The organism is Terrabacter sp. 05T424 (genome assembly GCF_056396225.1).
In genome coordinates this window covers 291,218-316,569 of record NZ_JBFTLB010000007.1, presented here as the reverse complement: position 1 = coordinate 316,569, position 25,352 = coordinate 291,218, and the positions used below count along the sequence as shown (strand labels likewise).

Sequence of the window (25,352 nt, the reverse complement as noted above, 5' to 3'; positions counted from 1 at the left end):
ACGCGGCACCCTCCTCCAAGGCCGCGAGGACGCGGTTGTGGATCACCGGCAGCTGGAGTTGGCCAGGCCGGACGTGCTGCACGCTGCGCTGGTGGGACCATGCGATGGCGGGCGATGTGGAGGCAACGTAGGGGCCCGCCCGCGGGCAGCTGATAGAGCTCACTGCCGCTCGCGCTGCGGCGGCGGCCTTGCGTAGGGGCGCAGCCCATGCTGGCGCTGTCAATCGGTGGATTCAGGTCTGCTGTGTCGTCGGCTCCGCGGAACAGCGGCCTTCCGCGGTCTCAGTGCCGAAGGGTTCGAGTGCCCCGCCTCAAAGTCGTCGAGCCCATAGATCCTGTCCACGGCCGCCTCATACAGCGCGGCCACCTGAACGACGGCGTTCCTGAGATTGGCCAACGTCTCCTGTGCCCCCTCGTCCATGAGGTCACCATCTTCAACGTAGGCGCCTATCCGACTGAGTACTCCCTCGTACCTCGAAAGGGCTCCCCCGAGGTCCTCCGATCCGGATTCCAACTCCTGAAGCAACTTGTTTGCCTGTTCCGACAGCACGACGTCTTGCGAGGTGAGCAGGTCCGTGAGCGAGATCTCGAGCACGTCGGCCAAGGCGGCCAATTCGTTCACGGTGATTCGGCGGCGGGGCCGGCCGTGAAGCAGCTTGTTGATCGCCGAGGGATGGGTCGGATGACCAGACGCGGTCAGTCGGGCAGCCAACGCTCCGTAGGAGAGATTCCGATGGCGCAGCTCCCACTCCAAGCGTCGTCTGACGGTGGACTCCTCTGAGCGTGAAGAGCGAGGTCCTGTCTTTGGCATGGTCCGTTCCAATCCGGGTTCGTGTTTCTTGCCACTATGGACCATCAGTGGTCAGTGTTCAACCATGACCAACCCGCCGCCCCCAGGAGGGCCGGAGGACGCGGCCCACAACCCCTACCTGACGGGGGCGGAGGCGGCCGCGTTGCTCAGAACAAACCGGCAGACCCTTCGCTACTGGCGCCACATTGGATATGGGCCTCCGAGTTTCAAGGCAGGACGCCACGTGCTCTATCCCCGTGACGGAGTGCAGGAGTGGGTACTGACGCTGCTTGGTTCTTCCGGGGGACACGGATGAGCCGGAAGGACCGAAACCCCAGAACGCGCACCACAAGGGTTCCGCCGACCACGGCGGCCAACGACGTGGGCGGGCGACAGGCAAAGAGGGTCGTCGAACGACGAGTCAGCGAGTTCATGGACGAAGTGCTTGACCCAGAGCCCCCCTCCGCGATTGCCCGGGGAGTCAGCCTGAAGCGCTATCCCCGGATGGCTGAAGACCAGTTCGACCGTCAGTTGGTGGACAGGCCAGTGTCGGAGGTGGAACTCGACGCCGGAACGCAAGAAGAGTTTCGGGCCCGTCGACGAGCTCTCGACCCGCCGACCGAGCCGAAGGCTGTCGCCGCACGCCAGGATCCGGCTGAGACCAAGCTAGACGCGTACATCCGGCGCGTTGTCGCCGCTGCGCCGACGTTGTCGCCAGATCGGATCGATCGGCTGCAGGCGCTGTTCGGCGGCGCGCCGGCCGAGCAACCCTCGGAACCTTCGCGGCTGGGCCGCGTGGGCGACGGTGGTCGAGGATGAGGGAGATGCGGGCCTACCCCGGACCCAAATCAGTCGCGCTGCAGGGTGACTCGGCCGCCAACCTCGCGCTTACCCCAAGGTCAGTACGACGCCACGGTGTGACCACAGGCGGAACGGTGGGCGAGCGGACCCAGTCTGCCTTGGACCTCTACATGTTGCAGATCGGCCAGGTTGACCTGCTCGATGCCGAGCAGGAAGTCGACCTGGCGAAGTGCATCGAGGCTGGGCTGTTCGCGGAGAAGAAGCTGAGTGTCGGCTGCGATATCGACCCGGACCTCAGTCGGGACCTCTCGCGGATCGCCGAGGAGGGCCAGGCTGCCAATGCGCGCATCATCGAGGCGAACCTTCGGCTAGTCGTGCACTTGGCCAAGCGGTACCCCCGCGCGGGCATGGACCTCGTCGACCTCGTTCAGGAAGGCAATCTCGGCCTCATCCATGCGGTCGAGAAGTTCGACTACACGAAGGGCTACAGGTTCTCGACGTACGCGACGAACTGGATCCGCTTGTCCCTGCAGCGAGGTGGTCGACAGAAGCGTCTGATTCAGTTCCCGCACCATGTCGATGAAGCCCTGACGGCGATCCGTCGAACCGAACAGTCGCTTCAGCAGGAGCTGGGCCGAACCGCGTCACGTCAGGAGCTCGCTGAACGCGTGGGGCGCTCGCGCCGGGAGTTGGACGCATTGTTCAGCCTGCCCACCGTTGTTGCGTCTCTTGACGTGTTGTGGCCATTTAACGGGACGCTGCGTGAGCCCTCCAACGACGAGGGGGAGCACGGGGAGACTTTCGCGCCGCTCCACGAACTGATTATCGAACGCAACATCGATCCTGTTCCGAGCGAAGTGGTCTCCGGCCGCCCGGACGTTCGTGCCGCCATGTCAGTGCTCACACCCCGGCAGACAGAGGTCACTCGGCTCCGATACGGCTTCGACGACGACCGTCCGCTGAGCCGGCACGACGTCGGACGGAGATTGGGAGTCACCGGAGAACGCATCCGTCAGATCGACAAGACAGTGTTGGACCGCCTCCGACCCCGCCTCTCGCATCTGCAACGTCACCCATCATCCCCATGGTCCCGCCAGCACCCCCCGCACCCCGAAGCGTCAGGTGTGGCTGAAACAGGGGAGCGCTCATGACACGCGGAGGAGCTCCGCCGTCTCACACTCGCTGGTCGTGGAACGGAGGATTCCGTATCTACCTCGGGGAGGAGGCCCGGTCAGGGGACGTCGTCGTGGCGGGACGAGGTCAGGTGAGCCATCGCAGTCTGGACTGTGCCGCGTTGCAGGCGGGGCGCGTTCGGGCCATGTCTCGGCACTGGGCCAGCGGCGGCTTCTACACGGTGCCGGTCGAGCTGGCCGACCGCTTCGTGCCGCGCCGCCACACCTGTTGGAGAGAAGACCAACCGTGACGCCAAGACGGCCACGCAAAAGCGACGGTCCCAACGACTCAGGGTCATCCGACGGCAGCCCCGGCCAAGCCACTCAGCGGCGCCGTTTGTCACTTCCTCGGAGGCTGAGTCACTCGGTACTGGAGAATGCTGATCTGTACATCGAGGCAGGGTGGTATGTGCTGCCCGTCGCTGCTGGGTCGAGTGACCCGGCATCGCTGCTCGGACCGGACTGGGCGAAGCGGTCGACGCGGAAGCCAAGCAAAGTGCGGAAGTGGTGGGCAAAGTGGCCTGACGCTAGTCTGGCTCTCGACCTCGCCCGCTCGCGTGCAGTGGCGTTCAGGCCCCTCGATGACGCCCCGGAACCCCCATCGGTGGAGTTCCTCATGATCATGGCCAGAGCGTCCAGTCTCCGGGCTGCAGGGTGCGACCAGAGTACGCATGTCCTTGCGCTAGAAGGGGACTTGTCCCTGCAGAGCGGTGACTATGGTCCATTCGAGGGCGAGGCCACGGTGTTGTGTGCTGGGGAGATCGTCACGCTGCCGTCGACCGATGGGTTCGGTGATGACGAGGTCTACCGGTGGCGCCCCGCGGGAAGACTGGAAGCCCTGCCACAGGATCTCGAGAGGGCGCTTCTGGCCGCAGGCGAGCAACGGAGACCGATCCCCGACAAACATGTGGCCGCTGAGCGAGATGCCCCAGGTGCAAGTGCCACAGCGGCGCGGGCACCCAGACGCCACGCTCTGAGGGCGCCGGTGCACCAGGGTTCCACTTGGGCGCCGAAGGAGCTTTCAAGTCTCGTCGAAGGCGCCTTCGAACCGCTTGAGGCCTCGCTCATGAGGCGGACGGACGGAGTGGGGCTGCTGTACCCCGGGATGGTGCACACGTTCTTCGGCGAACCGGAGTCCGGCAAGTCACTTCTACTGCAGTGGGCATGTGTGGACGCGCTCGAGGGGGGACTGGATGTGCTCTACATCGACTTCGAGTCGGACGAGCAGTCCATCCTGCGTCGACTCATGGCGTTGCGGGCCAGGCCGAAACGTATCCAGAAGCGGTTCACCTACGTCCGGCCGGAGGCCGATCTGTCCAGCGACAAGGACAGCAAGATGTGGCAACAGCTGCTGGCTCGGTCGTTCGACCTGGCAGTCATCGACGGAGTGACCGAGAGCTTAGACCTGTTCGGGTTCAAGTCGACCGACAACGACAATGTGGCCAGGTGGATGCGTACGGTCCCCAGAGAGTTGGCCGCGCGGACCGGGGCAGCGGTCGCCCTCATCGATCACGTTACGAAGTCGCGCGAGGGCCGCGGCCGGTTTCCGGTGGGGGCGCAGGCGAAGCTCTCGGCCATCACCGGTGCCGCCTACTCGGTCCAGACAACCCAGCGGCTCGTCGGAGGCCGCCATGGCGAGTTCTTGGTGCGGATGGCGAAGGACCGCCCGGGAGGTATTGTCCGGCATGCGCTCTCGGGGACCGGCCGGTTGCCAATGATTGCCCGAGCCCGGATCACTCCTCATGCCGAGGCAGGCCTGGAAAGGACTTTGGCCGTTGACTTCGAGCCACCCGGGCACGACGAGCACTCAACCAGCAGCGGCGACGGCGACCGCGACGTCGACCAGTCCATCTTGGATACGGTCTCGACCCATCCGGGGCTGACACAGACCAAACTCCTTAAGCGTCTCGGCGGCAACCGCCCGACGTCGACCGCGCGGCTTAACCATCTCGAGGCACAAGGCCAGTTGCGGGTGGAAGCAGGTCCACGTAGTTCGAAGATGTACCACCCGGCCTGAGCGACGCGGGAGGTTCGACGTCGACCACGACCCGAGCCCCTTTAGGGGTCGGTCGTGGTCGAGGTCGGCGCCAGTGTCCATACGTGCACTTAGCGTCTTGGCCATGAATCGACCCTTGAACGAGGCTCAGAAGTCCGTGCTGGCGCGGGTCGCAGCCGGCTCGCAGGGCATCCACCATCGGAAGCGACAAGATCTCGGCCGCAGCCTTGAGGTCATGCGGCCTGCTGCAGGTGCGCCGATCTGGCGGCGTCTGGACGGCCGCTGTCACCCACGCGGGTTTCCACCTCCTCCAGCACGGGGACTACCGGACGACGTCCGCTCCGACTCGCCCCGGTCGGCGCGGACCTGACCGCCCGACGCCGGCGGCCCCGACACCGCCGCTGCCACGCCCAACGCACGATGAACAGGAGGAACGGGTGCCGCCACTGCCAATGTCGATGACTACGTCGACAGCACCGTGTCGTCGTCGAAGTCATCCAGAGGCCTGCCCCGCCTCCACGACCGCATGGGCGTCGGTGCCAGCTCATTCTGCACACGCTCGTCAAGGAAGCGGCGCCCACCCGATTCTGACCGCCACGCTGCCGGCTGACGACGTGCCGGAGTGGAGCGACGAGGACCGATTGAGACATGGCCGCCCGGGCCCGTCAGAACCGTGACGCCCGATAACGCGTCGCAGCAGCCGTCGATGCGCCACCCGCAGGCCTCCCGGAGGTTGGTACCAGCCGCGAGATTAGAAGGTGGCCGGGAGATCCCTCCGCAGTCAACACATCTTGTTGAGCAGAACTGCAGGTAGGGGCGGCGGAACGGAAACTCCTGCCCTGGAGGCCGGTTCGCAGGTCGAACATGGGCGGGTGCTATGTGCGGCTCGAGGCGCCAGCATGAGGCGAGTCCCCCGAATCGAGGATCTCTCGGCCGAGGCACGCGAAGAGCTTGGCCAATAGCGCTCCAACTTCAGCCGCCGGAGCAGTCATGATGGCTTCATGGTCGAGATCTTTGGGCTTGTCGTGAGCGGGGTGAGCCTGCTTCTCGAGGTTCTGTCCGCCCGCCGGGAGAAGGTGAAGGGCGACGGCACCGCGGTGCGGGGCCTACTGGCTCTCTTCCACGGGCTTGCGGATTGGAAGTACAGGGCAGAAGCGACCAACGCGAGCTTTGCCGCCTGGGTCACCGAACTTCTCGACGCTGACAATGACGCTAAACGCCGGAGGCTGTTTGCTTCTGGAGGCAAACGCGTCCGGATGGTTTCCCGCAACCAACTCGCCAGCCTTGAAGCGATGACGAAGGCAGGGAAGAGGGACATAGGCGTGCCGGCAGTGGTCGGTCTCTTTCAGGTCTACGCCCCAGAGTTCGCGGATGCTTTCGAAAGGGCCTTTTCTGATCGACGCGTACTAGTCAAGGACTTGGTCAGGACCGCGCAGGACAGGTATGACAGAGATGGCCCTGAAGGTTTGCGTGATCTCGTGACGGAGGTTGAACGGTCATTTGAAACACTCGCTGCAACGCAGGAAGAGCTTCGAGAATTCATTGTGAAGAACATCCCCATCGATCAAGTAAATAGTCGTGCGGAATGGCTGAGTTGGAGAATCCAGCACCCGTAACGACTTCCACTTCGGCCGATCGCGTGGAACGTTCGCTCCTCCGGTTCCGGTGAAGGAATCGAGCGCGGAACGCAAGATCGGTTACGACGCGCCGTGCTGAAGGCGGCGGTGCCGTCCGTGAGCAAGGTCGTCACCATCACCAAGGACAACGACCCAAAACAACAAGATCGGTCGTCCGAGCGGGTACGTCTCGGCCGCCACCTTGCAGGACAAGGGCGTGTCCTGCTCCCAGCTCGGAGCTGCGTGCGGCGCATCTATCGAAGTCTGGCCCGCTGCGGCGTCAGCCACGCAGCTCTCTCAGTACATCCTCGCGATCCTGAAGGGCGCCAACGAGGCAGTGGGGGAGGAGGACCACATCCAGAACGGGCCCGTCCTCCTGTGTCGCCGGGAAGCTCAAACCGTCGGTCGCGCCATGGCAGGAACCAGCCCCAAGTTGGTCGAAAGGCGTCCGATGTCGTCCGTACCGCCCGCATGGCGCTCACCTGCTCCAACGCGCGGACCCCATGTCGCCGATGGACGCCCAGGAGGCGTCCGGGCTGGGCGCGACTCGCATCCTCCTGCCCTGCCACCGAAGTAGTGCAAGGTGATCTACATGGCTGTCGTGTCCCTTCACGCACCGGTTGCCCTCGCGCGGCCCGTCGATGACCTCACCCTCTTTGGGGTCAAGGACCCGGTGTGGGAACCGAAGTGGGACGGGTACCGCGCGCTCGTCGGCGGCGGACGGATCTTCTCCCGCAACGGCACCAACCTGACGCCCTTGTTCCCCGACCTCACGCCCGCCTTGAGTTCGCGGCTGCCGGACGACCTGGTGCTCGACGGTGAGGTCATCGCGTGGGACGCGGCTGCCGGCCGGCTCGACTTCGAGGGCCTGCAGGCACGGATGACCGCCGGCCGGCGGATCCGCGCAGTCGCCGCCCGACGCCCCGCCCAGCTCGTCGTCTTCGACGTGCTCGCGGCCGGATCCGAGGACCTACGGGGGCAACCGCTGCGGGAGCGCCGGGCCGTGCTCGAGAAGGCATTTGCCGGGATGGCGTCGCCCATCGTGCTGTGCCAGCAGACCGCTGATGTGGCCCTAGCCAGGGAGTGGTTCCAGACCCTCACGGCTGGCGGCATCGAGGGTCTGATCATCAAGGATGCCAGCGGCACCTACCCGACCGAGCCCGGTCAACGGGTGTGGTGGAAGGTCAAGGCCAAGCGGACGCTGGACATGCTCGCGATCGGGTTTACGGGTGACCGGGCCACGCCCACCGCCCTGGTGCTCGCGTTCCGGAGTGACGTCGACGAGGAGGGCCACCCGGTCACGGCCGGCTCGACGACATCCCTGCCGAAGGCCGTCAGCAGATCGCTGTCGCCCTTGCTGCACCCTACGGGTGAGACGTTCGAGCGCACCTTCGCCTGGGGGTCAGCAGCGCCCACCCTCGTGACGGTCGTGGCGCCGTTCGTCGTCGAGGTCGAGGCCGATGCGTCGGCGGCCGCCGGGGTGCTACGCCATGCTGCCCGGCTGCACCGCGCCCGGCCCGACCTGGACCCTGCCGAGGCGGTTCTCCAATAAGTGCCACTGGCCTGCAAGCGCCGCTCACGCTGGATGCCTGCGGCCGGCGAGGTCGTCTTAAGGAAGTGCTCGTCGTCAGGTCCGAGAGCAGTCACCATGAACGGAGCACCGCATGCTCGTCCTTCGTGGTTTGGTCAGCTTCCCAGCCGTGTGGCCCTCGGTGCTCGGTCACTGCTCAGGGATCCAGTCCAAGTTGCCCACGAAAAGGGAGTACGAGATGTCACATGCGTCCGTGTCCGACCGCCAAGCCTTGGTCGACTGCTCGACAAGCGCGAGCCGTTCCCGACCACGCTCACCCAGGACGAGGCGTCCATGATCGAGGGACTACTCGAGTGCGACGACACCTCATCTAGGGTCTAGTGCTCCGATCTGGCCCTCCCGCAGGGCTCGAGCTACGCCGAAGCAAGCCCGTGGCTTCGCCCGACAGTATCGGCTACGTGGGGCCGCACCCGCTCCTTGGGCGAGCAGCGCCCACTAGAAGAGCGGTCACTGCGGTGACGTAGCGTCGCCCCTGCAGCCACATCGCAACACCCCCGGGCCAGGCGCCCCGCGCCAGCACACGGCCGGAGCAAGCCCCCGCTCACCTCCCCGGTGGGCGGGGGCCTCTGCTTGACCGACTCTGCCTCCGACCGTCAGGCACTGAACGGCGGCATGTGATCGTCTTCTCGTGCACGCTGCTCCGCGAACATCTGCGAAACAGAGGGGCGCCGCCAAACGACGACGATGGCGCCTGCACAGTGGTCGGCGACGCTCCTCCGCACCCGTCGACGCGCACTCAGGGGCGTTGGCGGCCCTGTACGCGCCAGCCAACCCGGGGCTTCGGCCCCTGGTGGTCGAGGACGACCTGGTCGTAATGGGCCTGATGGTCGACCGCCGTGACGAGCTGGGCCGACCCCGGACCCAGACGCTGAACCGGCTGCATCGGCTTCTGCTGGAACTGATTCCGGGCGGTGCGAAGACGTTCCTGTCCGCGCCGCAGGCCCGCGTACTCGCCGCCTCGGTGAAGCCGCGGGACCTCGTCGGCAAGACCAGACGCCGGTTCGTCGTCGAGCTATCACGGAGCTCGAGGGCATCGACCGCAAGATCAAGGCCGGCGAGAAGGAGCTCGCCGCCCTGGTCCTGGAGCGTGGCTCGACCCTGCTGGAGCTGAACGGGATGGGCCCGACCGGTGCCGCCCGGCTGCTGGCAGACGTCGGTGACATCCACCGCTTCCGGGACAAGGACCGCTTCGCCTCGTGGAACGGGACCGCGCCGCTGGACGCCACGTCCGGGGCGCAGAAACGCCACCGGCTGTCCCGGGCTGGCAACGGTCGGATCAACCGGACGCTGAACATCATGGCCGTCGTGCAACTGCCCAACCCCACCCCCGGCCGGGAGTTCTACGACCCCCGCAAAGGTGGCGGGACGCCCTCGCTGATGGCGATGCGGTCCCTCAAACGACGCATGTCCAACATCGTGTACACGCGGATGCTCGCCGACCAGACTCGACGCGAGCTGCCCCGTCAGGCGGGTGAGGTGACGGGCCGGGGAGGGTACCGGCGCAACGACTCTGGCTCCAGCGCGACCGGTTCACAACCCCACACCGGCTCTTCGGAGAAGCCTCTTCCCGGACCCGTCACCACCCACCGTAGAACCCCGATCCCCGCCAGGTCTTGACCTAAAGGGGTGCCATGAGCGTGCGTTCCCAACACCACTCAGCGATTGTGGCGGGGGGAAAGGAGGTCGTGGCAACCAGTCAAATACGTCCCTAAACAGCGGCCGCTGGGGTTAACCCCGTTCGGCGGACATCGGTTAAGCGGCTTGTGCCGCCGTTGTGGACCCGTGCTCGAAGGCTACGGGGCTGATGTTGCCCAGCGCGCTGTGGCGCCGGCGTCGGTTGTACACGGTCTCGATCCACTCGGTGACCCCGCGGATGGCGGCGGCCCTCGTGGTGAAGGCGTGCCGGTGGAAGTACTCGGTCTTCAAGCTCGACCAGAACGACTCCTGCTGGGCGTTGTCCCAGCAGACCCCGGTGCGCCCGACGGACAGGCGCACCCGCAGGTCTCGGGCGGCCCGGTCCAGCTGGTCGGAGGTGTACTGGCAGCCGCGGTCGGCGTGGAAGATGACGCCGGTGGTGTCACCCGCACGGAAGGTGACCGCGCGCCGCAGGGCATCCTCGACCAGGTCGGTGTGCAGGCTGTCGCTGAACGCGTACCCGAGGACCCGGCGGGAGCAGCCGTCCCGCACGGCGCACAGGTACAGCCACCCTTCCCCGGTGGCCAGGTAGGTGATGTCGGAAGTCCACACCCGGTTCAGCTCGCCGCGGTCGAACCGGCGCTCGACCAGGTCCGGGATCGCGTGCGGGGGCGGGTTCACGATCGTGGTCACCGGGCGCCAGGTGCGAGGGCTGATGCCCTCGATCCCGTTGACCCGCATCACCTTCGCGACCGTCTTGCAGGACACCACCTCGCCGGCCTCACGCAGCTCGGCCGTGATCCGCGGCGCCCCGTACACGCCATCCGAGTCCTGGTGGGCGGCCAGCACCTTCCCGGCCAGCTCGAGCAGCCGCCGCTGACGCGGCCCCGGTCCGCCGGCTTGGCGTCTGGCCCAGTCGTAGAACCCCGAGCGGGACACCCCGAGCAGGTCACACATGCCCGCGACCGTCGCCCGTGTGCCGGCAGCGCTGGCCCTCTCCGCGTGGATCACTGCGAACGCGGCGTCTGGTTCGACGCGTTCTCCGCCACGAAGAAGGCCGCTGCTTTTTTCAGGAACTCCCGGTCCATCCGCAGCTGCGCGTTCTCCGCGCGCAACCGTTCCAGCTCGGCCCGCTCATTGAGGTCGACCGCCGGCGGCGGCTGGTCCATCTGGGCCCGCACCTGGGCCACCCAGCGCCCCAGCAGCTGTTCCCCGACACCGATCTCGGAGGCGACAGCGGTGATGGTGCGGCCCGAGTCGATCACCAGATGAGCGGCATCACGCCGGTACTGCGGGGTGTAGCTCTTCCTCTTGGCACCCATGAAGGCATCCTCTCCCGCCCGACCCACCAAGGCCGAGCCAGTCAGGATGTCCGCCGAACGGGGTCAACCTCACCGCAGCTCGAGGCGACCTGCACTATTACGTCCCCCCGCAGCGGGGCGAGAGCGCCGGGCATGGGGTCGCTCAGTTCCGACGGCCCAGCGACCTGCGCACGTCCGTTCGGATGCCGCCACGGAGCACTTCGTATTGGTCTCGCAGTTGTTCGAAGGTCGGGGCGCCGCCCTCCTCCGAGGCATCGTCGCCACCGGGGATGGCTCTACCCGCAGATGCATCCTCGAGCTTGGCACCGGGTTCGGCGTTGCCAAAGCTGAGCTCACCGATGGTCGGGGCCTGCAAGCATGAATGGTGCGAAGGCTTCCCCGAGGCGTCCGAGCGGCGGCATGACCGAGCGTTCGTCGGAGGCTCCCGGAGTCCGGCGTCGCGTCCCCGGTTGTAGTCAGCTCTGAGACCCGACCTTGAACCGGCCGCGAACGCGCTCGGCCTCATCGGACCACGCCGCCGTAAGGTCCTCGACGTCGGGAGCGCCCGCTGATCGCATCGCCGCCAGGAACTGCTCGTGCGCATCCACCATGTCGCTACTCAGCTCGAAGCCAAAACGAATCAGGTGCCGCGCCTGCTCGGTGAACCCGTGATGGTGCAGCACAGCTGCGGCCCCAAACCAGTCGTGCCCCTGGCCGCCCCACCAGGCGCGCGCAACATAGAAACCGATCGTATTCTCGGTGTTGTCTCGCCGAGCCCACAGTTCCGGCGCAAGTGCGTCCACCGCGACCTGCAGCCCGCGGATCTCTTGGTCGCTGAGAGCGTCGAGGTCACTGGGCAGCGTTGCCGCCCTTTGCCGGTCCTGCTCGGTGACGCCAAGCTCGTATACCAGGTACGCCAAGGCTTCGCGGGTCAGCTCTGACCGGGGAAGTTCCGGCACTTCCGGGTCTGGCTGTGGCGCCTCCAACAGGTCCAACGCCCGCGCGTACTTGCCGCAGTTCGCCCAGGCGTACGCGAGGTCGCCACGCCCCTCGGGGGTGTCGCGGCCCAGGTCAATGGCCCGCTGATGTTCTACGGCCGCCTCGGGCCAGCGGCCCAAGTAGGTAAGGCACACGCCGCGCGCCGACGCCACGTTCGCGTTCGCGCTCAGAGACGTGCCTTTGATGGCGAGGGCCTCCTCGATGAGATCGAGGGCGCTCTGCCAGTCCTTCGCGGCACTAAACAGATCGGCAGCCTCGAGCAGCCCGTCGGCAGCGTCCTGGTTCTGGCCCCGCCGTTGCAGCCGCTTTGCGTCGCGGCGCGCGTTTCGCTGGGATGCGGTCAACTGGGCCGGCAACGGTGCCGGCGGTGTGACGCGGCTCGAATGGTCCCTACGAAGCTCATCCGGAGATGCCCCCTCGAAGAATCGCTTGCCGACCTGCTCCTTCTCCTGCGGGGTCAAGCCCTCAAAGGGCAAGCCCACATGCTTCGGCAGGTCCATCCATGCCATCACGGCGTCCATGTGCTGCTCGTCGCACTTTCCGGCGGGGAAGAGCCATCCCTTCTTCGGCTTTGTGATGCGCCGCATCAACGCGGGACGAGGCGCGGGGGGCGGTGAGCATGACTGCACCATGGCCTCGGGCACGGTGTCGGGAAGAAGGACCATGAGGAACATGGCGTGTCCTGCGGCAAGAAAGCCCACGGCCGCGTTGTCGGCTTCGGTCGCCGGGTCGAACGACCCGTCCGACAGGGTGTACGGGTTGATTCCCATGCCGACTGCCGACCGCACGGAAGTCGACGCGTACATCCAGATGTGGGCTCGCGACGGGGCGATCTGGGTGCGAACCAGCTCGGTATACTCATCCGCGGTGAAGGGGTTGCTCTGGGGCGGCAGGGTGAACGCGTACGTCATGAAAGTCTTGATCGCCCACGTCGCGATGGTGCGCTGGTGTTCCGGCCGTAGCCGGACTGGCTGAGCGTCGTACACCCAAGGACCGAGCAGCGTCTTGACCTCGGTCTCCATACGGCTCATCCAGCCGGTGTTGCAGGGGTCGCAGACCGGGACCGTCACCTGTGGCAAGAAGCGGGCCACGCTTTCCACGGAGCTGAGCTCGGTTCGGTAGCGGCCGTCTTCGCCCAGCGTGGTGATGGGCTGCGGCCGCTCCGCGCGCTCGCCATGCCAGTGCTCGAGCTCGCTCTTGACGCAGGGGTGCTCTCGCAGCCATTGCGGCCAGACGTGCTCTTTCGTCCGCACATTGGGCTCGGCACACATGGGGCACCGCCACTTGGCATGCGACGCCCCGGGACCTGGGTTCGTGTCGCGCGGCATGTGCTGATGAAAGCATGCGACACCGACACCGACCGGCACCGTCGCTGTCCGGGAGAGCCGGGGCCGGCGCGGACCCGGTTGGCGCCATCGGTTCAGCCCGGGTGTGGTCGCTATCGCGACGGACGACCTGCACAGATCAACGGCCGCCGAGCTCTTTCGTTCCCTCCTGACATCGGCATGAGCGGAAGACTGCCCCCGTCCCGCTTTGTAGCGACGCGCGGTCATTCGGCGTGTCCGGGCGCTAGACACCGTTGACGAAGACCGCGACCACGACCACGACCCGATCCCCTATAGGGGTCGGTCGGGGTCGCGGTCGCCATGCGTGCCCCCGAGGCATGCGGCACGTCGCGTCCCAGGCCGACCAGACTCGCGCCTGCACCGCACCCCCGGCGCTGGCCCGGGAGAGCGACAGTTTCTCGGCCCGCCTCCCGGAGGCTCATCGCTCATGGCCCCTCGCGCTCGGCTCGAAGCGCCTACGAGGACCTGAACGCAGAAAAGGGCGGCTTGGCCGGCTCCGCTCGTCCCTAGGACGAGAGGAGCCGGCCAGGGCTGGTCATGGGCTGGGTTCATCTGCGTTGGACTGCGACAGTGCTCGATACACCGACGCCCGGCTGACACCGACCACGCGAGCAATGGAGGCGACGTCATGCTCGCGGCTGTCGTACATGCTCCGGGCAACCTGCAGCTTCTCTGGTGTCCAGACGGTCGGTCGGCCGCCATTGCGGCCACGGGCGCGGGCCGCTGCTAGGCCGGCCAAGGTTCGTTCGCGGATCAGGTCACGCTCGAACTCGGCGAGAGCGCCGAAGACGTGAAAGACGAGTTTCCCGCCCGGGGTGGAGGTGTCGATGCTTTCGGTGAGGCTGCGGAACGCCACGCCCCGGCTCTCGAGCGTCTGCACCGTGTCGATGAGATGGCGCAGGCTGCGGCCCAGACGGTCGAGTCTCCACACCACCACCGTGTCTCCTGATCGCAGTTGGTCGAGCATGGTGTCCAGCGCCGGCCGGTGCTCAAGCTTGCCGGAGGCCTTGTCCGTGAAGATGCGTTGGCACCCAGCGGCCTCGAGGGCATCGCGCTGCAGTGCCGAGTCCTGTTCAAGGCTGGACACGCGCGCGTACCCGACCAGGTAGCCAGCGATGGGTGTGTCACTACTCATGGGTGCGCCTCCTTCTGAGACGTTGTTTGTGGACATGGGAAAAGGACAGACGCCCCCGCCTCGCTTGGAGGCGGGGGAACCTGCGTGTTCAGAAACGCTCGTTTGCTGGACGCTGCGGTTGGCACGGCTGCCGCCACGTACCTCGCTGATTTGTGGGACCGGGCTTGCCCCCTCTGGCCCGGCGAACCGGACATGATGGGTAGCGCACACACTTTCGGCATATCGGGCTGAGAACTCAACCGGCCCCGAACTTCACAGAACGGAGAGGCCGTGCAGTTTCCCGACGCCGCCTCGGTAGGACAGGAGATCGTTCGGCGCGTCCTCGGCGCGGGGGTGGACGGACTCGGACCCATCAAGGGGTCCGTCGAAGTCGCTCGTGAACACCTAAGCCACCACGGTTCCGTAGAGCGCGCGATCCAGAGGCTTACCGCCACTCATTGCCGGAAGGTGGGAGCGACTGGTTTTGTCGCTGGCCTCGGCGGCCTGTGGACGCTTCCTTTAGCCATTCCTAGCGATCTGGCGGTCCTCTATATCTACGAGGGACGACTGGCCGCGGCTACCGCTCACCTACGGGGGTACGACGTCCACTCGGAGGAAGTGCGCAGTGTTGTGCTCCTAACGCTCCTCGGTGCGGCAGGAACCGAGATCGCTGCCGAGTTCGGTATCAAACTGGGGGAAAAGGCCGCCATGGAGGCACTCAAACGAGTGCCAGGAAAGGTGTTCATCGAGATCAACAAGAAGGTTGGGTTTCGACTCGTCACCAAGGCCGGCGAGAAGGGCGTGGTCAACATGAGCAAGCTAGTCCCGCTGGCCGGTGCCGGCGCTGGCTCCGCCATCAACGTCGCCAGCATGAGGATGGTGGGCCGGTACGCGCGCAAGAACTTCCCTCAGCTCTCAGCGGACGGCTCGGAGGATCCTCCCGAGACGGTTTAGCAATGGCGCTTTCTTCCAGCCTCGCGGCGTGGGGAGGACGACACAGCGAGGACTCGTCGTCGAAGTTGCCATCCGGATTCACGTGGTCGGTGAACCATGGGGCAGGGTCGCCCCCAAGCGCGTCACGGACGGCGGTGATCTGCGGTTCGAGGTGTTGATCTGGGGGGAGACTCGAACGTAGGCCAAGAGCCGTCCAAGCATCTCTAGACCACCGCCTCGAATGTGTCCAGCAACATCATTGGGGACCCCAACCCGACGTGCCGGGTGTGGTGCCGTGGTGTCTCGTTGGGGTCTATCCCATTGGACACCGCCACCCCGGGAGCTGGGTCCGTTCACAGCGGCTCGTCTTCGGCGTCATATTCCATCTCGTACTCGGAGTCGTCAACCCACCCTTGGCTGGTGGAGGACTTCACGCGTGCGGTGCGTGACAGGACGTCGACGACACCTTCGACGGCCTTGACGCAGACGAGGACGACGTCTGCGAGGTCGCGGACGGCGCGGAGCCCAGCAGTAGCAGTCGCGGGTTCGTGTTCCCGGACCTTGCTGTAGGCGACGACGATGAGGGCCGCGGCCGCTGCTACGGACAGAACGATGAGCATGGGTTCTCCTCTGAGACAGGGCAGGAGGCCCGCCGAAGGGCGACGAGCCTCCTGCCGTGAGTGTCGGTCACCGCTGCGCGCGGTCTCGCTTGGCGTGCGCCCGGGCCTGCTGCTGGGCGCGACGTTCGGCCCGGTTGCTTGGCTGGAACGCGGCGGTCCAGTCGTCGGGCCCGACCGGCTCGTGATCCTCGCTGGCCTCGCTCCCGGACGTCTCCGGCGGAACGACGAAGGCAGAGGCACCCCGCGCTGGCGGCGACGACGGACGGGCGGGCGATGCTGCCGCGGTTCGCAGTCCGCCGCTTAGGTCGGCCACCAGGTTGGGTGCCATGACGAAGGGAAGGATCAGCAGCTCGAGGCTCCACCGGAGCCACGAGGCGCCGACGAGCCGGCCCAAGAGCCGGTGGACGACGGTGCTGTGGGTGACCGGTCGGACAAGGACCGCCAGGGAGGCCACACCGCGAACGAGCGCTTGTGTGGCCGGGTGGCCGCAGACGGTAACGAACAGTCGGCGGCACGCCCCGCCGGCCGTGGCGAGTCCCGTGGCGATGCGGGTACCGGTCGGGCCGCACTTCGCGAGCAGGGAATGGGTGTGTCGCCACAGGGCGCTTGCGCCTGCGGCGATCTTTGAGCCGAACCATTGTGCGGCCCGGACTGTGGTGTTCCACACGCTCGGGATGCTGAGGACGGCTGCGGTGACCGTTACCGGCCCGACCGCACGGATAACGTCGGCAAGGCCCGCCAGTCGCGTCCCGAGCCGGTTGAGGAACGGGTTGCTGCCGAGGGCGGACAGGACCATGCGGGCTTGGCGAAGGACCCAGCCGGCGGCGCTCCGGGGCAGCGCGAGCATGGTGTCGAAGGCTTGCCGAGCAGCGCGTCGAAGGCGGAGCAGGAGCGAGAACCGTTCCCGTTGGGGTGGAGCGGGGACGGCGTAGAGCCCCCCATCCATGGGTACAGCGGACATGCTGGATCTCCTTCTGGTGATGAGCCGGCCGCGGGGTCGCGTCCAGGCATGACAAAGGCCCACCGCGGTGAGCGGCAGGCCGGGGGTCTGGTGGGTGTTGCTGGTCAGGGGCGGTCGAGTCGGATGCCCTCGTCGATCATTAACCGCAGCAGTCGCGCGAGGCGGTACTCCGGGTCGCACCGCAGCGCCCGGTCGAGGGCGACCCGGGCGAGCGCGCCGTCACCGTGCCACCACGAACACGTCGCAAGTACCGTCAGCACCGGTGCGGCATGCTCGTCGGTGGCGTGCTGGCACAAGGTGATGAGCCGGGCCTTGACGTCCCCGATACTGGGCGCCGCGTCGTTGGATCCGCGCGCGGCGCGGATGATGGCGACCCGGCGCACCAGCGCCTGGGTGTCGGCAGGCAGCACCGCCCGGTCGAGGCTGTCCGGGATGAGCAGCCACGTGATGCCGTCCCGCGTGCGGATGTCCGCGAGAGACTGCAGAGCGACGGCTGCGTCTGCCGGCGTGACCAACCCTGGCCTGGTAGTGAGCAGCCGGGCCCACGTGTGGGCAAGTCGGTCCCGGCCCGCACTGTCGGTCAGGGAAGTTGGCTCGGGCCGTTCCCGGCGCAGCAGCTGAGCGACCTCATCAGCGGCCGGGCCAGGCTCGACCTGACCCGCGAGAGCCTCCCGGTCGCGGAGGGGCGCGCTACCCACGCCGATGAACTCGGCTACCGCGAAGGGAACCTCCGCTGCTAAGGGTAGTGGTCTCCCCTCGGGTGGGCAGCAGGACGGCTGGTCACAGTCGAGGGAGCGCCAGCGCCCGCCGTGGACCACGATCCGGTCACGGACCGAAACGTCGCGAGCGACGAGTTGCTCGCTGAGGGCGTCGATGAGGGTCAGGCTCTCGCCGGCGGTGTCCTCGTAGCCGACGAGCAAGGCAGCCTCAGCAGCGTCCTTGCGCAGGTGCCGGACAAGGGCTTCGGCGACCTCCTCGACCCGGACGGGCTCGGGGAGATCCATCCGCTGGGTCAAGCCGAGCTTGCGGTTGCGCAGTCCCATCACGACGATGGCGCTCTGCGGCTGGAACCCGAGCAGGTGCGGGATGACGGCGAGCAAGTCCTCGGGGCTGCGAAGGGTGACGGGCGGTGCGGTCATGATCTTCCTCTCGATGAGGCCCGGCAAGCTCCGGGCATGCGAAAGGGCCCGCCACAGAACTGTGGCGGGCCCTTCGTGAACTCTGTGCGAGGGGGTTTCTCCAGTCCGGCGGTGGACGTGGTTATCCCATTCCTCGTGACACCTATTGTACCACCCAATCCCGTTGACTCGCAGAGCGATTCGGGTTTGGCGTCCGGTGGCGAGCCCGCTTCCTGAGTCGACCAAGGTGCCTCTACGGTGGGCTCATGCGTGAGGTTAGACAGCGGTGGGAGCAATGGCGCCGAGCTTGGTCGAGATGGTCTGACCGGGCAGCGCTCGCCGTTGCGGCGATGGTCGAGGAAGAACGTGCGGCGGAGAGGAGGAGGAACACCCACGTGGCGTCCCGGAGCTGAGCCTGTGCTGGTCCTCGTCAAGGCCTGCACGCGCCGGTCTTGACGAGCAAGCCTCCTTGGGCTGCGCCGCCTAGAGAGGCTGAGCGGTCCACTGGTCCCTCTTCGCTCTGGAGATGCTCGCGTCTGGCTCGGGAGGTCCGTCAGGAGTTCCATCGGTAGATGACCCTCAACCTTGATGTCCAAGTGCTACGCGACGAGTACCTGCTGCCTTACACCGGCCACACACGCGAGCTCTACACCTACTACCTCGACCGCTATCTCGACTGGTGTCACCTCCAGGCGTACGAGCCGTTGACGGTAACGCGGGCGGACGTCGAGCGCTACGTCCACCACGTCCACGTCGAGCTCGGGCTGAAGCCCTCGACCGTGGCGACGGCCTCACCCCGGTCCGCGGCTTCTACCGCTTCGGGTACCACGAAGGCGCCATGGACCGGGACCCTGCCGTCCACGCCCGGCGCCCCCGCTACTACTACCGCCCCAGCGACACCTTGGGGCTCGAGCGCACCCAGCTCACAGCGTTCCTCACTGCAGGGGCGTCGATGGGTGGGCGCTACTACGCGGCCGCGTTCCTCCTCGGCTGCATGGCCCTACGCGCCAGCGAAGCCTGCTCCCTCCAGGTCGCGGACTACCAGCAGACGGTGCGCGGCCACCGCGTCCTCGACTTCATCGGCAAGGCGAGCCTCCCCGCCCAGATGCCGCTCCCCGTTCCCGTGCTCCGCGCCCTCGACGCCGCCGTCGGCGAGCGAACTGACGGTCACATCCTGCTCCGCCTCGACGGCCTGCCCTTGGGCCGATCCGGCCTGAATACCATCGTGTCCACGATTGGACGACGAGCCGGAATCGAGCACCGGATCAGCTCCCACGTGCTGCGACACAGCGCCATCACGAACGCTCTGGAGGCAGGCGCGTCGCTCAGGAAGGTCATGGACTTGGCCCGCCACAGCGAGCCAAGGACGACCATGCGCTACGACCGCAACCGCACACAGCTCGACGACCACGCTGTCCACGCCCTTGTGTCGTTCATTGCGCCGGCCTCGGCGGACATCTCCAACAACACTCGCTGAGCACCGGGCCACACGTGCTTCGCCCATCCCCAGTCCGGTCGCCGGTTGACTGATCGGTGTGCCGATGCGAGGGGCTGGTGCACAGCCACCCTACTGAGCACTCATCGAACGCAGCACGGGTGACCTGGCCACGCGCGCCGTCCTCGACTTCGTCCCCCGTCGACGGCCTGATCGAGGATGATGCTGCGGTGAGCCTCACGTTCTCATTTCCGCAACAGATGGTCCTGAACCTTGTCGGGCCCGCGTTGACGTTGGTCGTCGGCACCGTGGCCGTGGGCGGCCTTGTGTCTTGGTTGCAGCGACGCCGTGAGACTCGCGTTGAGCGTCATCAGTTGACGGTTGAGATGTTCCAGGTCGCGTACGGCTTCTACATTCCGATTGAAGACGCACGCCGGCGGGTTCACTATGGGACGCCGGATCCGCGTCTCGAGGTCCTGGAGTCGGCATATCAAGAGTTTCGGGTCGCTGCGCGCACGATAGAGGCGCGACTGCGTGTTACTGACCAGGGCGACGAACAAGTCACGTCTCGTTGGGTGTGGCACTGCGTGCTCGATCTACTCACCCTGCTGTACTTTCACCAGTGCTATCCGGGCCAGCGGACCGCGGACGTAATAGCTGGGCAGGACAAGGAGCACGCCGTCACAAACACGCGAGAGAATGTCCCGGAGGTATTGCTTCAGAAGTACCTTCGGCGCGAAGGTCTGGATCACGCTGACGAGGTAAAGCGGAGGTTCGCCCAAGCGCTGGACGAGCTCATCGCACTCCGTCGGTAATCGCTTTCAGCGACAACTTCCGCATTCGTACTAGACGTCGCCCGCGGCGGAACGTGTGAGGCGAGGGTCACCGTCGTGCGGGAAGGGCGCAATTCGACACCGGCCCAGCATCCATGCCGCCTACCTTGAGCACATGGCACGCATGACGCCCTCGGAGGCCACCGCAGTGAACGTTGTCATCAGCTATATCGCCGGCAAAGACCCGAACCCGCCTGTGGAGGTGGCGCGGTCCCTACACGTCCTGGCGAGCCGGGCCTACAACCGCCTCCAGGGCGGCTGGCACGAGGACGCGGTCCGCCAGCACTGGGGCTACGCCTTCAACGACATGCAGAGGGGGTCGTCGAGCCCCTCGGATCCGCCGACGGATCCCAGCGTCCCGACGAACCCAGCCTGACACGTTAGAGGCAACGCTGACCTTCAGGGGTTGGCAAGTCGCGGACTGGAGGGAGAGTTGAGTGGCCAAGGTGATGCGTGACCTGTTCGCGGCCGAGCCAAAGCAGTGGGGGCTGCGCGGCGACCCGTGGGTGTGGGCCGCGATGAGCTCCCAACTCGCTGAGACGCCCGTCCCCTCGAGCCGCGGAGCGGTGGAGCGACTGCTCACCGACACGTTCTCGACCATCGTCGGGTCCGACGTCACGCAGAAACCACTTCCGGAAGGCAGCCAGCGGGTCGACCGGGAGGAGCTCGCTCGGCGGCATGTCGAGCGGATACGTCGACGTCGGCGAGTGGCAACGGCGACTGATCCCGCTCCTGGTAAGCCGCGCCCGTGCCTTCGAGGCAGCCTGGTTCGAGCTCACCCGGCAGTGCCACGACACCGTCGCTCCGGAGGCGACCTACCAGCACCGAGCCCGGCAGGTGAGGGTCCCGACAGCGCCTCGAGCGCTATACGATTCGCCGGGAGGCGCTGCCACCGGACGAGTGCAAGCTGATGCCGCGTTACCCAACCCGCGCTTATCCGTCTGACCGGCGTCGCCAAGGACACGCTCGCCAGACCACCGACACGACGAAGCAGGGGCGCCGTGGAGACCCTAGGTCCCGGCGGAGCCTCAGCCCTTCCCGTTGACACGAAGCCACTACATATAAGTTGGCGGGGACCGAACCGGTCAGCGCGGTGAGGCCCTACCGGAGGGCGTGGGCGTCGGCTGGTCCGAATCGGCGTTGTCGAGGAGGTGTAGTCGGTGGGCGGTGGCGGCCGCTTGCATTCGGGATGAGGCGCCGAGCTTGGCCAGCAGGTGGGAGACGTGCACCTGGACGGTCCGTTCACTGATCGTGAGGTGCCGGGCGATCTGTCGATCGGTCCTTCCCAGCAGCAGCTGGGACAGCACGTGCGTCTCGCGTTCGGTCAGGCCGGCAGCGGCCGCTCCTGCGGGGATGGACGGGCGGGTGGGCCGGTCCCCCTCCACGCTGATCCGGGCGCGCGCGGCAGCAGCCCTGATCGGGTCGAGCAGTGTGTTCGCACGCAGTGCCTTCGCAATGGCGGCCGCTTCCCGCAGGGCTCTCGTCGCAGGAGCCCGCGCGCCTTGACGTAGGAACGCTTCCCCCTCACGCAGCAGCGCATACGAGCGGGATCTGGGCATGCCGTCTCGTATGGCCACGATGGCCGCCCACTGCTCGGGGGTGTCCGTGCCGTTTCGTCGGGCGGTCTCGGCGATGATGGTCTCCTCGAGGCCTACGGTCATCCAGTCCTCTGCGGACCTGCGCGCGAGGAGCGACTCACTCAAAACTTGGACGTGGGGGCGGGCGGGGTCGTTCGCCTGGTCGGCGTCGAGGCGCAGCGTGACTTCTAGAAGATCGTCCAGGAAGCTGATGTCGTGGGTCGGCGGCATCAGCGATACACAGCGGCTCACGGCCGAGCGCGCACCGTCGTAGTCGCCGCGCCAGGTGAGCATGTCCGCCTCATGGAGGCTGGCGTTTGCCTCGAGGGTGGCCTCGTGCCGGCCGAGGCGGCGCATCTCGGTGAGGCAGGTGTCCAGCTCCACTCGCTCGCCGCGGTACACGTGGATCTCGGCCTTGTTGCCCAGCAGCCAGCCGCCGAACCTTGACGGAGGCACGCCGAGGCTGACCGCCTCGTCGAGCGCGTCGAGGGCGGTGTCCCATGCGCCCAAGGCCACGAGGATTCCAGTGGCCTGCCCTAAGGGCGTGAGCAATGCCGGTGAGCCGATCAGGCCTTCTCTTCTGGCCTCCTCGATGAGTTCTCGGCAGGCACGCTCGGCCGCTGCCCAGTGCCCTGTTCGGAAAGGTACGTTGATCGCCTGGGTGTACGAGGCCCAGAATTCCGGTTGGGCTCCGGCCCGGCGTGCGCACTCCTTGCCCTCCTCGATCAGGCGCACGCCCCGTTCGTAGTCGTCACAGCATGCGCCCGCCATTTCCAGCAGGCCGGCGCGGGTGGCCGACGGGAGGTCTCCCGTCAAAGTCAGGGCCGCCGTCACGTCGCGGTCGCGGTCCACGGTGGCGCCCGTCCACCAGAGGATCCAGCTGCGCTGCAGCAGGGCCTTGGCCCGGCCCATGTCGCTATCGGCCAAGGCCACGGCCGCGTCGACGGCTTCCCGGGCGCCGTCTTGGTCACCGACCTCGAATCGGAGCCAGCCCAGCAGCCCGAGCAGCCCAGCGCGCTCATCGGCGGTGCCGCTGCTATGAGCGCCCTCGAGCCGGTCCAGCGCCCTGCGCCCCTGGCCCTGACTGCGGGCGCACGCGCCGTAGCGCTCTGCCACCTGCGACCAGCGTCCTTCCCAACCCGGTGGGTCACCCCCGAGCAGCGCCCAGCTGGTGAGGGCTTGTTCTAGCAGGCTGAGCGATTCGGCCAACGACCCGGACACGAAGGAGACCAAGCCGGCGTCAGCGCACGCCGCGGCAGTGGGGGCGTGGTCGTCAGTGGCAGCCCAGTGTGCCGCGACCTGGGCGAGGGTGCCAGCGGACCGGTCGCCGTGCGCGCTAGCGAGGGCTTGCAAGGCGAGCGCGGTGCCGCGGTGCCAGCCGGCCCGTTCCGCGGGTAGCACTGCGTCGTAGATGGCCTGACGGTGCAACGCATGCCGGAAGCTGTACGTGTCACCGTCATGGAAGAGCAGACCGACGTCGACCGCGTCACGCACCCCGCGCTCGTAGGCACCGGCAGCATCGGTCAGTGCGCGGTTGCCGGTTGAGGGTCGGTCGAGGCCAGAGCGGATCACCTGGAACAGGAGAGTGTGCGGGACCCGCAGCCCGATGGTGGAAGCGGCGGCGAGCACAGCCCTACCCTCCCCGCTCGTCCGCCGCCACGCTGAACCGACGACCGCGGCGACGCCCGGCGGAAGCGAGCCCGCGTGGCTTGTGGCGGCCGCCATCTCCACTATCGCCAGCGGGTTCCCTTCGCACAAGCCAACGATCGCAGCGGCCCGGCGCTCGGGCACAGGTCCTCGGGATCGCGCGAGAGCCGAGGCGGCCGCGTCGTCCAGACCGGTCAGCTCGAGGCGGATCGCGTCCCGGCGGCGCAGGTGATCGAGAACGTCCGGGTAGGCCTGGGCTGCGGGGTCGTTGGGCGTGCCTTCGGGCGGCCGGCCGGTGACGATGACGACGAGCCGTTCATCCCGCACGTGGTGAGCCAGGTGCAGAAGGGCAGCGAGGCTGGACGGGTCGGCCCAGTGCAAGTCTTCGAGCACGAGCACGCAGGGCCGATGGGCACTGATCCGACCGAGGATCTTGAGCAGCCCTCGGTGCCGAGCCAGGGCTGGGTCCAGAGAGCCGTCGTCGGTCGCGGGTTCGATCCACGTCCTGATCGCCGTGGACAACCCGGGGCCGACGCTCGGGACCGCGTTCCCGAGTGCCTCGTTGATGACCGCGAACGGGGTGTGCAGTCCGGGCAGGCCGGGGATCGTCACCGCCGCGCCAGTGAGCACCAGAGCCCCCTCGGCTTTAGAGACGACGGCCCGAACTAGGGTGGTCTTTCCGATCCCGGCCTCGCCAAGGACCACGACCACCGGCGACCCGAACGGAGGGTCAGCGCAAACGCGGCTCGTCAAGGCTGACCGGAGCTGCTCCAGCTGGCGGTCCCGGCCGACCAGTCCCACCGTGGGTTCGGACGCCACCGCACCAGTGTGGCTCACATCCCACACCCGTTCCCGGTTTCCGAGGTGCCGAGGCGTGACGCCGCCAGCCTCGTCGGTGGAGTACGCATATCTGCACATCCGGAATACGTAGTTCCGCAGATCCGGTCAAGGGGCCATCGCAGGAACCTGAGGACGTCGGCCAGCTGGCCACATGTCACCCACAGGACTGCACCACCCATCGGAGGCTCACCGCCATGTATATGAACACCGCCCTGAACGGTATGCTCGCCCGCACCCGGGACCCAGAGCTCACCGGCTCAGTCCGCACCCGTTCCGCCCGGCACGCATGCCGCGCCGGCCGCACCCCGGCACCACCGATGTCCGCAACCAGAGCCCCGCAGCCTGCGCGGCTCCCGAACGCGGTTGCCAAGAGAACCGCACTCGCCGCCGCCTCGGTAGTGGTTGCAGCTATCACCGCGATGGCCGCGCCAGCGCCCGCACTCGCCGCCACCGACCTCAACCTGACAGCCGGACTGAGCGTCACCGTGCCGTTTCCAGACGGGCGCGTCCCGTGGTCGCTGGTGTGGACTGCCTCTGCTGAGGCGGATCGTCGGGTCCAGGTGTTCGATGTCGAGACCAGGCGCTACGTGACGGATTTCGTGCCGGCGAGTGCGAGCAACGTTGTCATCCGGACCGTCGTACCGCCCGCGCTGTCGAACTTCACCTTCGGGGCCCAGAGCGGCTTCTTGTGTGGCCGGAGCGCGAATGTGGTGACATGCACCGGCAGCGTGCCGTCAACCGGGGTCGCCGCAGCCGTCACAATGAGGGCACAGCCGCCTTCGCTCACGACGAAGTACGCGATTACCTCAACGGTTGACCCCTCGAACGTCATCGCGGAGCGCAGTGAATTCGACAACACCACAACTTGCGCCGCCGCCGTCGTAACCGCCCCTTCATGCAGCTGACCTGACTGGCCGACGTGTCTGTGACCGTGCGTCGGTCGCGTCGGCAGTCGAGCGGGCTGGTGTCACCGGGGGGTGGGTCACCACCCCGCTCCACTGCCAAGGTCGCTGCAAGGCGAGTCGTCC

Annotated in this window: 21 protein-coding genes and 2 pseudogenes; 14 read left to right on the top strand and 9 right to left on the bottom strand. The window is 67.1% G+C overall.

The annotated features are described in order from the left end of the window. Positions 1-219: 219 nt before the first annotated feature. A complete protein-coding gene (locus tag AC1DE0_RS16080; protein ID WP_478102345.1) occupies positions 220-810 on the bottom strand; it encodes a helix-turn-helix domain-containing protein in 591 nt (196 codons plus the stop codon). Here AC1DE0_RS16080 and AC1DE0_RS16075 point away from each other — a divergent pair. The 8 genes and pseudogenes from AC1DE0_RS16075 to AC1DE0_RS16040 all read left to right on the top strand — a co-directional run bounded on the left by AC1DE0_RS16075 (position 809) and on the right by AC1DE0_RS16040 (position 9,582). Next, positions 809-1,105, top strand: coding sequence for a helix-turn-helix domain-containing protein (locus tag AC1DE0_RS16075; RefSeq protein WP_478102343.1), 297 nt, complete (start codon positions 809-811; stop codon positions 1,103-1,105). The genes AC1DE0_RS16080 and AC1DE0_RS16075 overlap by 2 nt on opposite strands. Positions 1,106-1,221: 116 nt before the next feature. Next, entirely contained in the window at positions 1,222-1,608 is a 387-nt protein-coding gene (locus tag AC1DE0_RS16070) for a hypothetical protein (RefSeq protein ID WP_478102341.1), read from the top strand. A 140-nt stretch (positions 1,609-1,748) separates the two neighbouring features. Beyond that, on the top strand, positions 1,749-2,741 hold the full coding sequence (locus AC1DE0_RS16065; protein WP_478102339.1) for a sigma-70 family RNA polymerase sigma factor: 993 nt from the start codon (positions 1,749-1,751) through the stop codon (positions 2,739-2,741). Next, positions 2,713-3,318 (top strand): annotated as a pseudogene (locus AC1DE0_RS16060) (bifunctional DNA primase/polymerase); the annotation flags it as partial. The gene AC1DE0_RS16065 and the pseudogene AC1DE0_RS16060, both read left to right, overlap by 29 nt. A 138-nt stretch (positions 3,319-3,456) precedes the next feature. Then, a complete protein-coding gene (locus AC1DE0_RS16055; RefSeq protein ID WP_478102564.1) occupies positions 3,457-4,779 on the top strand; it encodes an AAA family ATPase in 1,323 nt (440 codons plus the stop codon). A gap of 980 nt (positions 4,780-5,759) precedes the next feature. Further along, the gene (locus AC1DE0_RS16050) at positions 5,760-6,374 is read left to right on the top strand and encodes a hypothetical protein (RefSeq protein ID WP_478102337.1); all 615 of its coding nucleotides are present in this window, start codon (positions 5,760-5,762) and stop codon (positions 6,372-6,374) included. Positions 6,375-6,966: 592 nt separating this feature from the next. Further along, complete coding sequence (locus tag AC1DE0_RS16045; protein ID WP_478102335.1) at positions 6,967-7,926, top strand: ATP-dependent DNA ligase; 960 nt, start codon at positions 6,967-6,969, stop codon at positions 7,924-7,926. Positions 7,927-9,081: 1,155 nt separating this feature from the next. Then, a complete protein-coding gene (locus AC1DE0_RS16040; protein ID WP_478102333.1) occupies positions 9,082-9,582 on the top strand; it encodes a transposase in 501 nt (166 codons plus the stop codon). Positions 9,583-9,717: 135 nt separating this feature from the next. On the opposite strand, the gene AC1DE0_RS16035 is transcribed toward AC1DE0_RS16040, so the two are convergent. The 4 genes from AC1DE0_RS16035 to AC1DE0_RS16020 form a co-directional block, all read right to left on the bottom strand. Next, the gene (locus AC1DE0_RS16035; RefSeq protein WP_478102331.1) at positions 9,718-10,611 is read right to left on the bottom strand and encodes an IS3 family transposase; all 894 of its coding nucleotides are present in this window, start codon (positions 10,609-10,611) and stop codon (positions 9,718-9,720) included. Continuing rightward, the gene (locus AC1DE0_RS16030; RefSeq protein WP_478102329.1) at positions 10,608-10,922 is read right to left on the bottom strand and encodes a transposase; all 315 of its coding nucleotides are present in this window, start codon (positions 10,920-10,922) and stop codon (positions 10,608-10,610) included. Before AC1DE0_RS16030 ends, AC1DE0_RS16035 begins: the two co-directional genes overlap by 4 nt. A 455-nt stretch (positions 10,923-11,377) precedes the next feature. After that, positions 11,378-13,171: a tetratricopeptide repeat protein gene (locus tag AC1DE0_RS16025; RefSeq protein WP_478102326.1), complete on the bottom strand. Its 1,794-nt coding sequence runs from the start codon at positions 13,169-13,171 to the stop codon at positions 11,378-11,380. A 610-nt stretch (positions 13,172-13,781) separates the two neighbouring features. Beyond that, positions 13,782-14,381, bottom strand: coding sequence for a recombinase family protein (locus AC1DE0_RS16020; protein ID WP_478102324.1), 600 nt, complete (start codon positions 14,379-14,381; stop codon positions 13,782-13,784). 270 nt (positions 14,382-14,651) lie between these two features. Between AC1DE0_RS16020 and AC1DE0_RS16015 the strand changes: the two genes are divergently transcribed. Then, complete coding sequence (locus tag AC1DE0_RS16015; protein ID WP_478102321.1) at positions 14,652-15,314, top strand: EcsC family protein; 663 nt, start codon at positions 14,652-14,654, stop codon at positions 15,312-15,314. Positions 15,315-15,646: 332 nt separating this feature from the next. Here AC1DE0_RS16015 and AC1DE0_RS16010 read toward each other — a convergent pair whose 3' ends face one another. From AC1DE0_RS16010 to AC1DE0_RS16000, 3 genes are all read right to left on the bottom strand, one after another. Then, on the bottom strand, positions 15,647-15,913 hold the full coding sequence (locus AC1DE0_RS16010) for a hypothetical protein (RefSeq protein ID WP_478102317.1): 267 nt from the start codon (positions 15,911-15,913) through the stop codon (positions 15,647-15,649). 67 nt (positions 15,914-15,980) lie between these two features. After that, entirely contained in the window at positions 15,981-16,874 is an 894-nt protein-coding gene (locus AC1DE0_RS16005; RefSeq protein ID WP_478102313.1) for a hypothetical protein, read from the bottom strand. Between the two features lie 104 nt (positions 16,875-16,978). Next, the gene (locus tag AC1DE0_RS16000; protein WP_478102310.1) at positions 16,979-18,013 is read right to left on the bottom strand and encodes a DUF4192 domain-containing protein; all 1,035 of its coding nucleotides are present in this window, start codon (positions 18,011-18,013) and stop codon (positions 16,979-16,981) included. Between the two features lie 551 nt (positions 18,014-18,564). Here AC1DE0_RS16000 and AC1DE0_RS15995 point away from each other — a divergent pair. From AC1DE0_RS15995 to AC1DE0_RS15980, 4 genes and pseudogenes are all read left to right on the top strand, one after another. Next, a pseudogene (locus AC1DE0_RS15995) lies at positions 18,565-18,771 on the top strand (phage integrase N-terminal SAM-like domain-containing protein); the annotation flags it as partial. Positions 18,772-18,830: 59 nt separating this feature from the next. Then, entirely contained in the window at positions 18,831-19,469 is a 639-nt protein-coding gene (locus tag AC1DE0_RS15990; RefSeq protein ID WP_478102308.1) for a tyrosine-type recombinase/integrase, read from the top strand. Positions 19,470-19,657: 188 nt separating this feature from the next. Continuing rightward, complete coding sequence (locus tag AC1DE0_RS15985; RefSeq protein ID WP_478102306.1) at positions 19,658-20,242, top strand: hypothetical protein; 585 nt, start codon at positions 19,658-19,660, stop codon at positions 20,240-20,242. A gap of 133 nt (positions 20,243-20,375) precedes the next feature. Continuing rightward, entirely contained in the window at positions 20,376-20,636 is a 261-nt protein-coding gene (locus AC1DE0_RS15980; protein WP_478102303.1) for a hypothetical protein, read from the top strand. Positions 20,637-21,345: 709 nt separating this feature from the next. Here AC1DE0_RS15980 and AC1DE0_RS15975 read toward each other — a convergent pair. Continuing rightward, positions 21,346-24,303, bottom strand: coding sequence for a helix-turn-helix transcriptional regulator (locus tag AC1DE0_RS15975; protein ID WP_478102301.1), 2,958 nt, complete (start codon positions 24,301-24,303; stop codon positions 21,346-21,348). Positions 24,304-24,518: 215 nt separating this feature from the next. On the opposite strand from AC1DE0_RS15975, the gene AC1DE0_RS15970 reads away from it, so the two are divergent. Further along, positions 24,519-25,229, top strand: coding sequence for a hypothetical protein (locus tag AC1DE0_RS15970; protein WP_478102299.1), 711 nt, complete (start codon positions 24,519-24,521; stop codon positions 25,227-25,229). The last annotated feature ends 123 nt before the right edge of the window (positions 25,230-25,352 follow it).

Excerpts from the sequence above, each read along its gene's own strand:
- AC1DE0_RS16070 (WP_478102341.1), top strand. The coding sequence starts at position 1,222 with ATGGACGAAGTGCTTGACCCAGAGCCCCCCTCCGCGATTGCCCGGGGA.
- AC1DE0_RS16075 (WP_478102343.1), top strand. The coding sequence starts at position 809 with ATGGTCCGTTCCAATCCGGGTTCGTGTTTCTTGCCACTATGGACCATC.
- AC1DE0_RS16020 (WP_478102324.1), bottom strand. The coding sequence starts at position 14,381 with ATGAGTAGTGACACACCCATCGCTGGCTACCTGGTCGGGTACGCGCGC.
- AC1DE0_RS16000 (WP_478102310.1), bottom strand. The coding sequence starts at position 18,013 with ATGACCGCACCGCCCGTCACCCTTCGCAGCCCCGAGGACTTGCTCGCC.
- AC1DE0_RS16030 (WP_478102329.1), bottom strand. The coding sequence starts at position 10,922 with ATGGGTGCCAAGAGGAAGAGCTACACCCCGCAGTACCGGCGTGATGCC.
- AC1DE0_RS15990 (WP_478102308.1), top strand. The coding sequence starts at position 18,831 with ATGGACCGGGACCCTGCCGTCCACGCCCGGCGCCCCCGCTACTACTAC.
- AC1DE0_RS15970 (WP_478102299.1), top strand. The coding sequence starts at position 24,519 with ATGTATATGAACACCGCCCTGAACGGTATGCTCGCCCGCACCCGGGAC.
- AC1DE0_RS16040 (WP_478102333.1), top strand. The coding sequence starts at position 9,082 with ATGGGCCCGACCGGTGCCGCCCGGCTGCTGGCAGACGTCGGTGACATC.
- AC1DE0_RS16050 (WP_478102337.1), top strand. The coding sequence starts at position 5,760 with ATGGTCGAGATCTTTGGGCTTGTCGTGAGCGGGGTGAGCCTGCTTCTC.
- AC1DE0_RS16005 (WP_478102313.1), bottom strand. The coding sequence starts at position 16,874 with ATGTCCGCTGTACCCATGGATGGGGGGCTCTACGCCGTCCCCGCTCCA.
- AC1DE0_RS15980 (WP_478102303.1), top strand. The coding sequence starts at position 20,376 with ATGGCACGCATGACGCCCTCGGAGGCCACCGCAGTGAACGTTGTCATC.
- AC1DE0_RS16080 (WP_478102345.1), bottom strand. The coding sequence starts at position 810 with ATGCCAAAGACAGGACCTCGCTCTTCACGCTCAGAGGAGTCCACCGTC.
- AC1DE0_RS16045 (WP_478102335.1), top strand. The coding sequence starts at position 6,967 with ATGGCTGTCGTGTCCCTTCACGCACCGGTTGCCCTCGCGCGGCCCGTC.
- AC1DE0_RS16010 (WP_478102317.1), bottom strand. The coding sequence starts at position 15,913 with ATGCTCATCGTTCTGTCCGTAGCAGCGGCCGCGGCCCTCATCGTCGTC.
- AC1DE0_RS16025 (WP_478102326.1), bottom strand. The coding sequence starts at position 13,171 with ATGTGTGCCGAGCCCAATGTGCGGACGAAAGAGCACGTCTGGCCGCAA.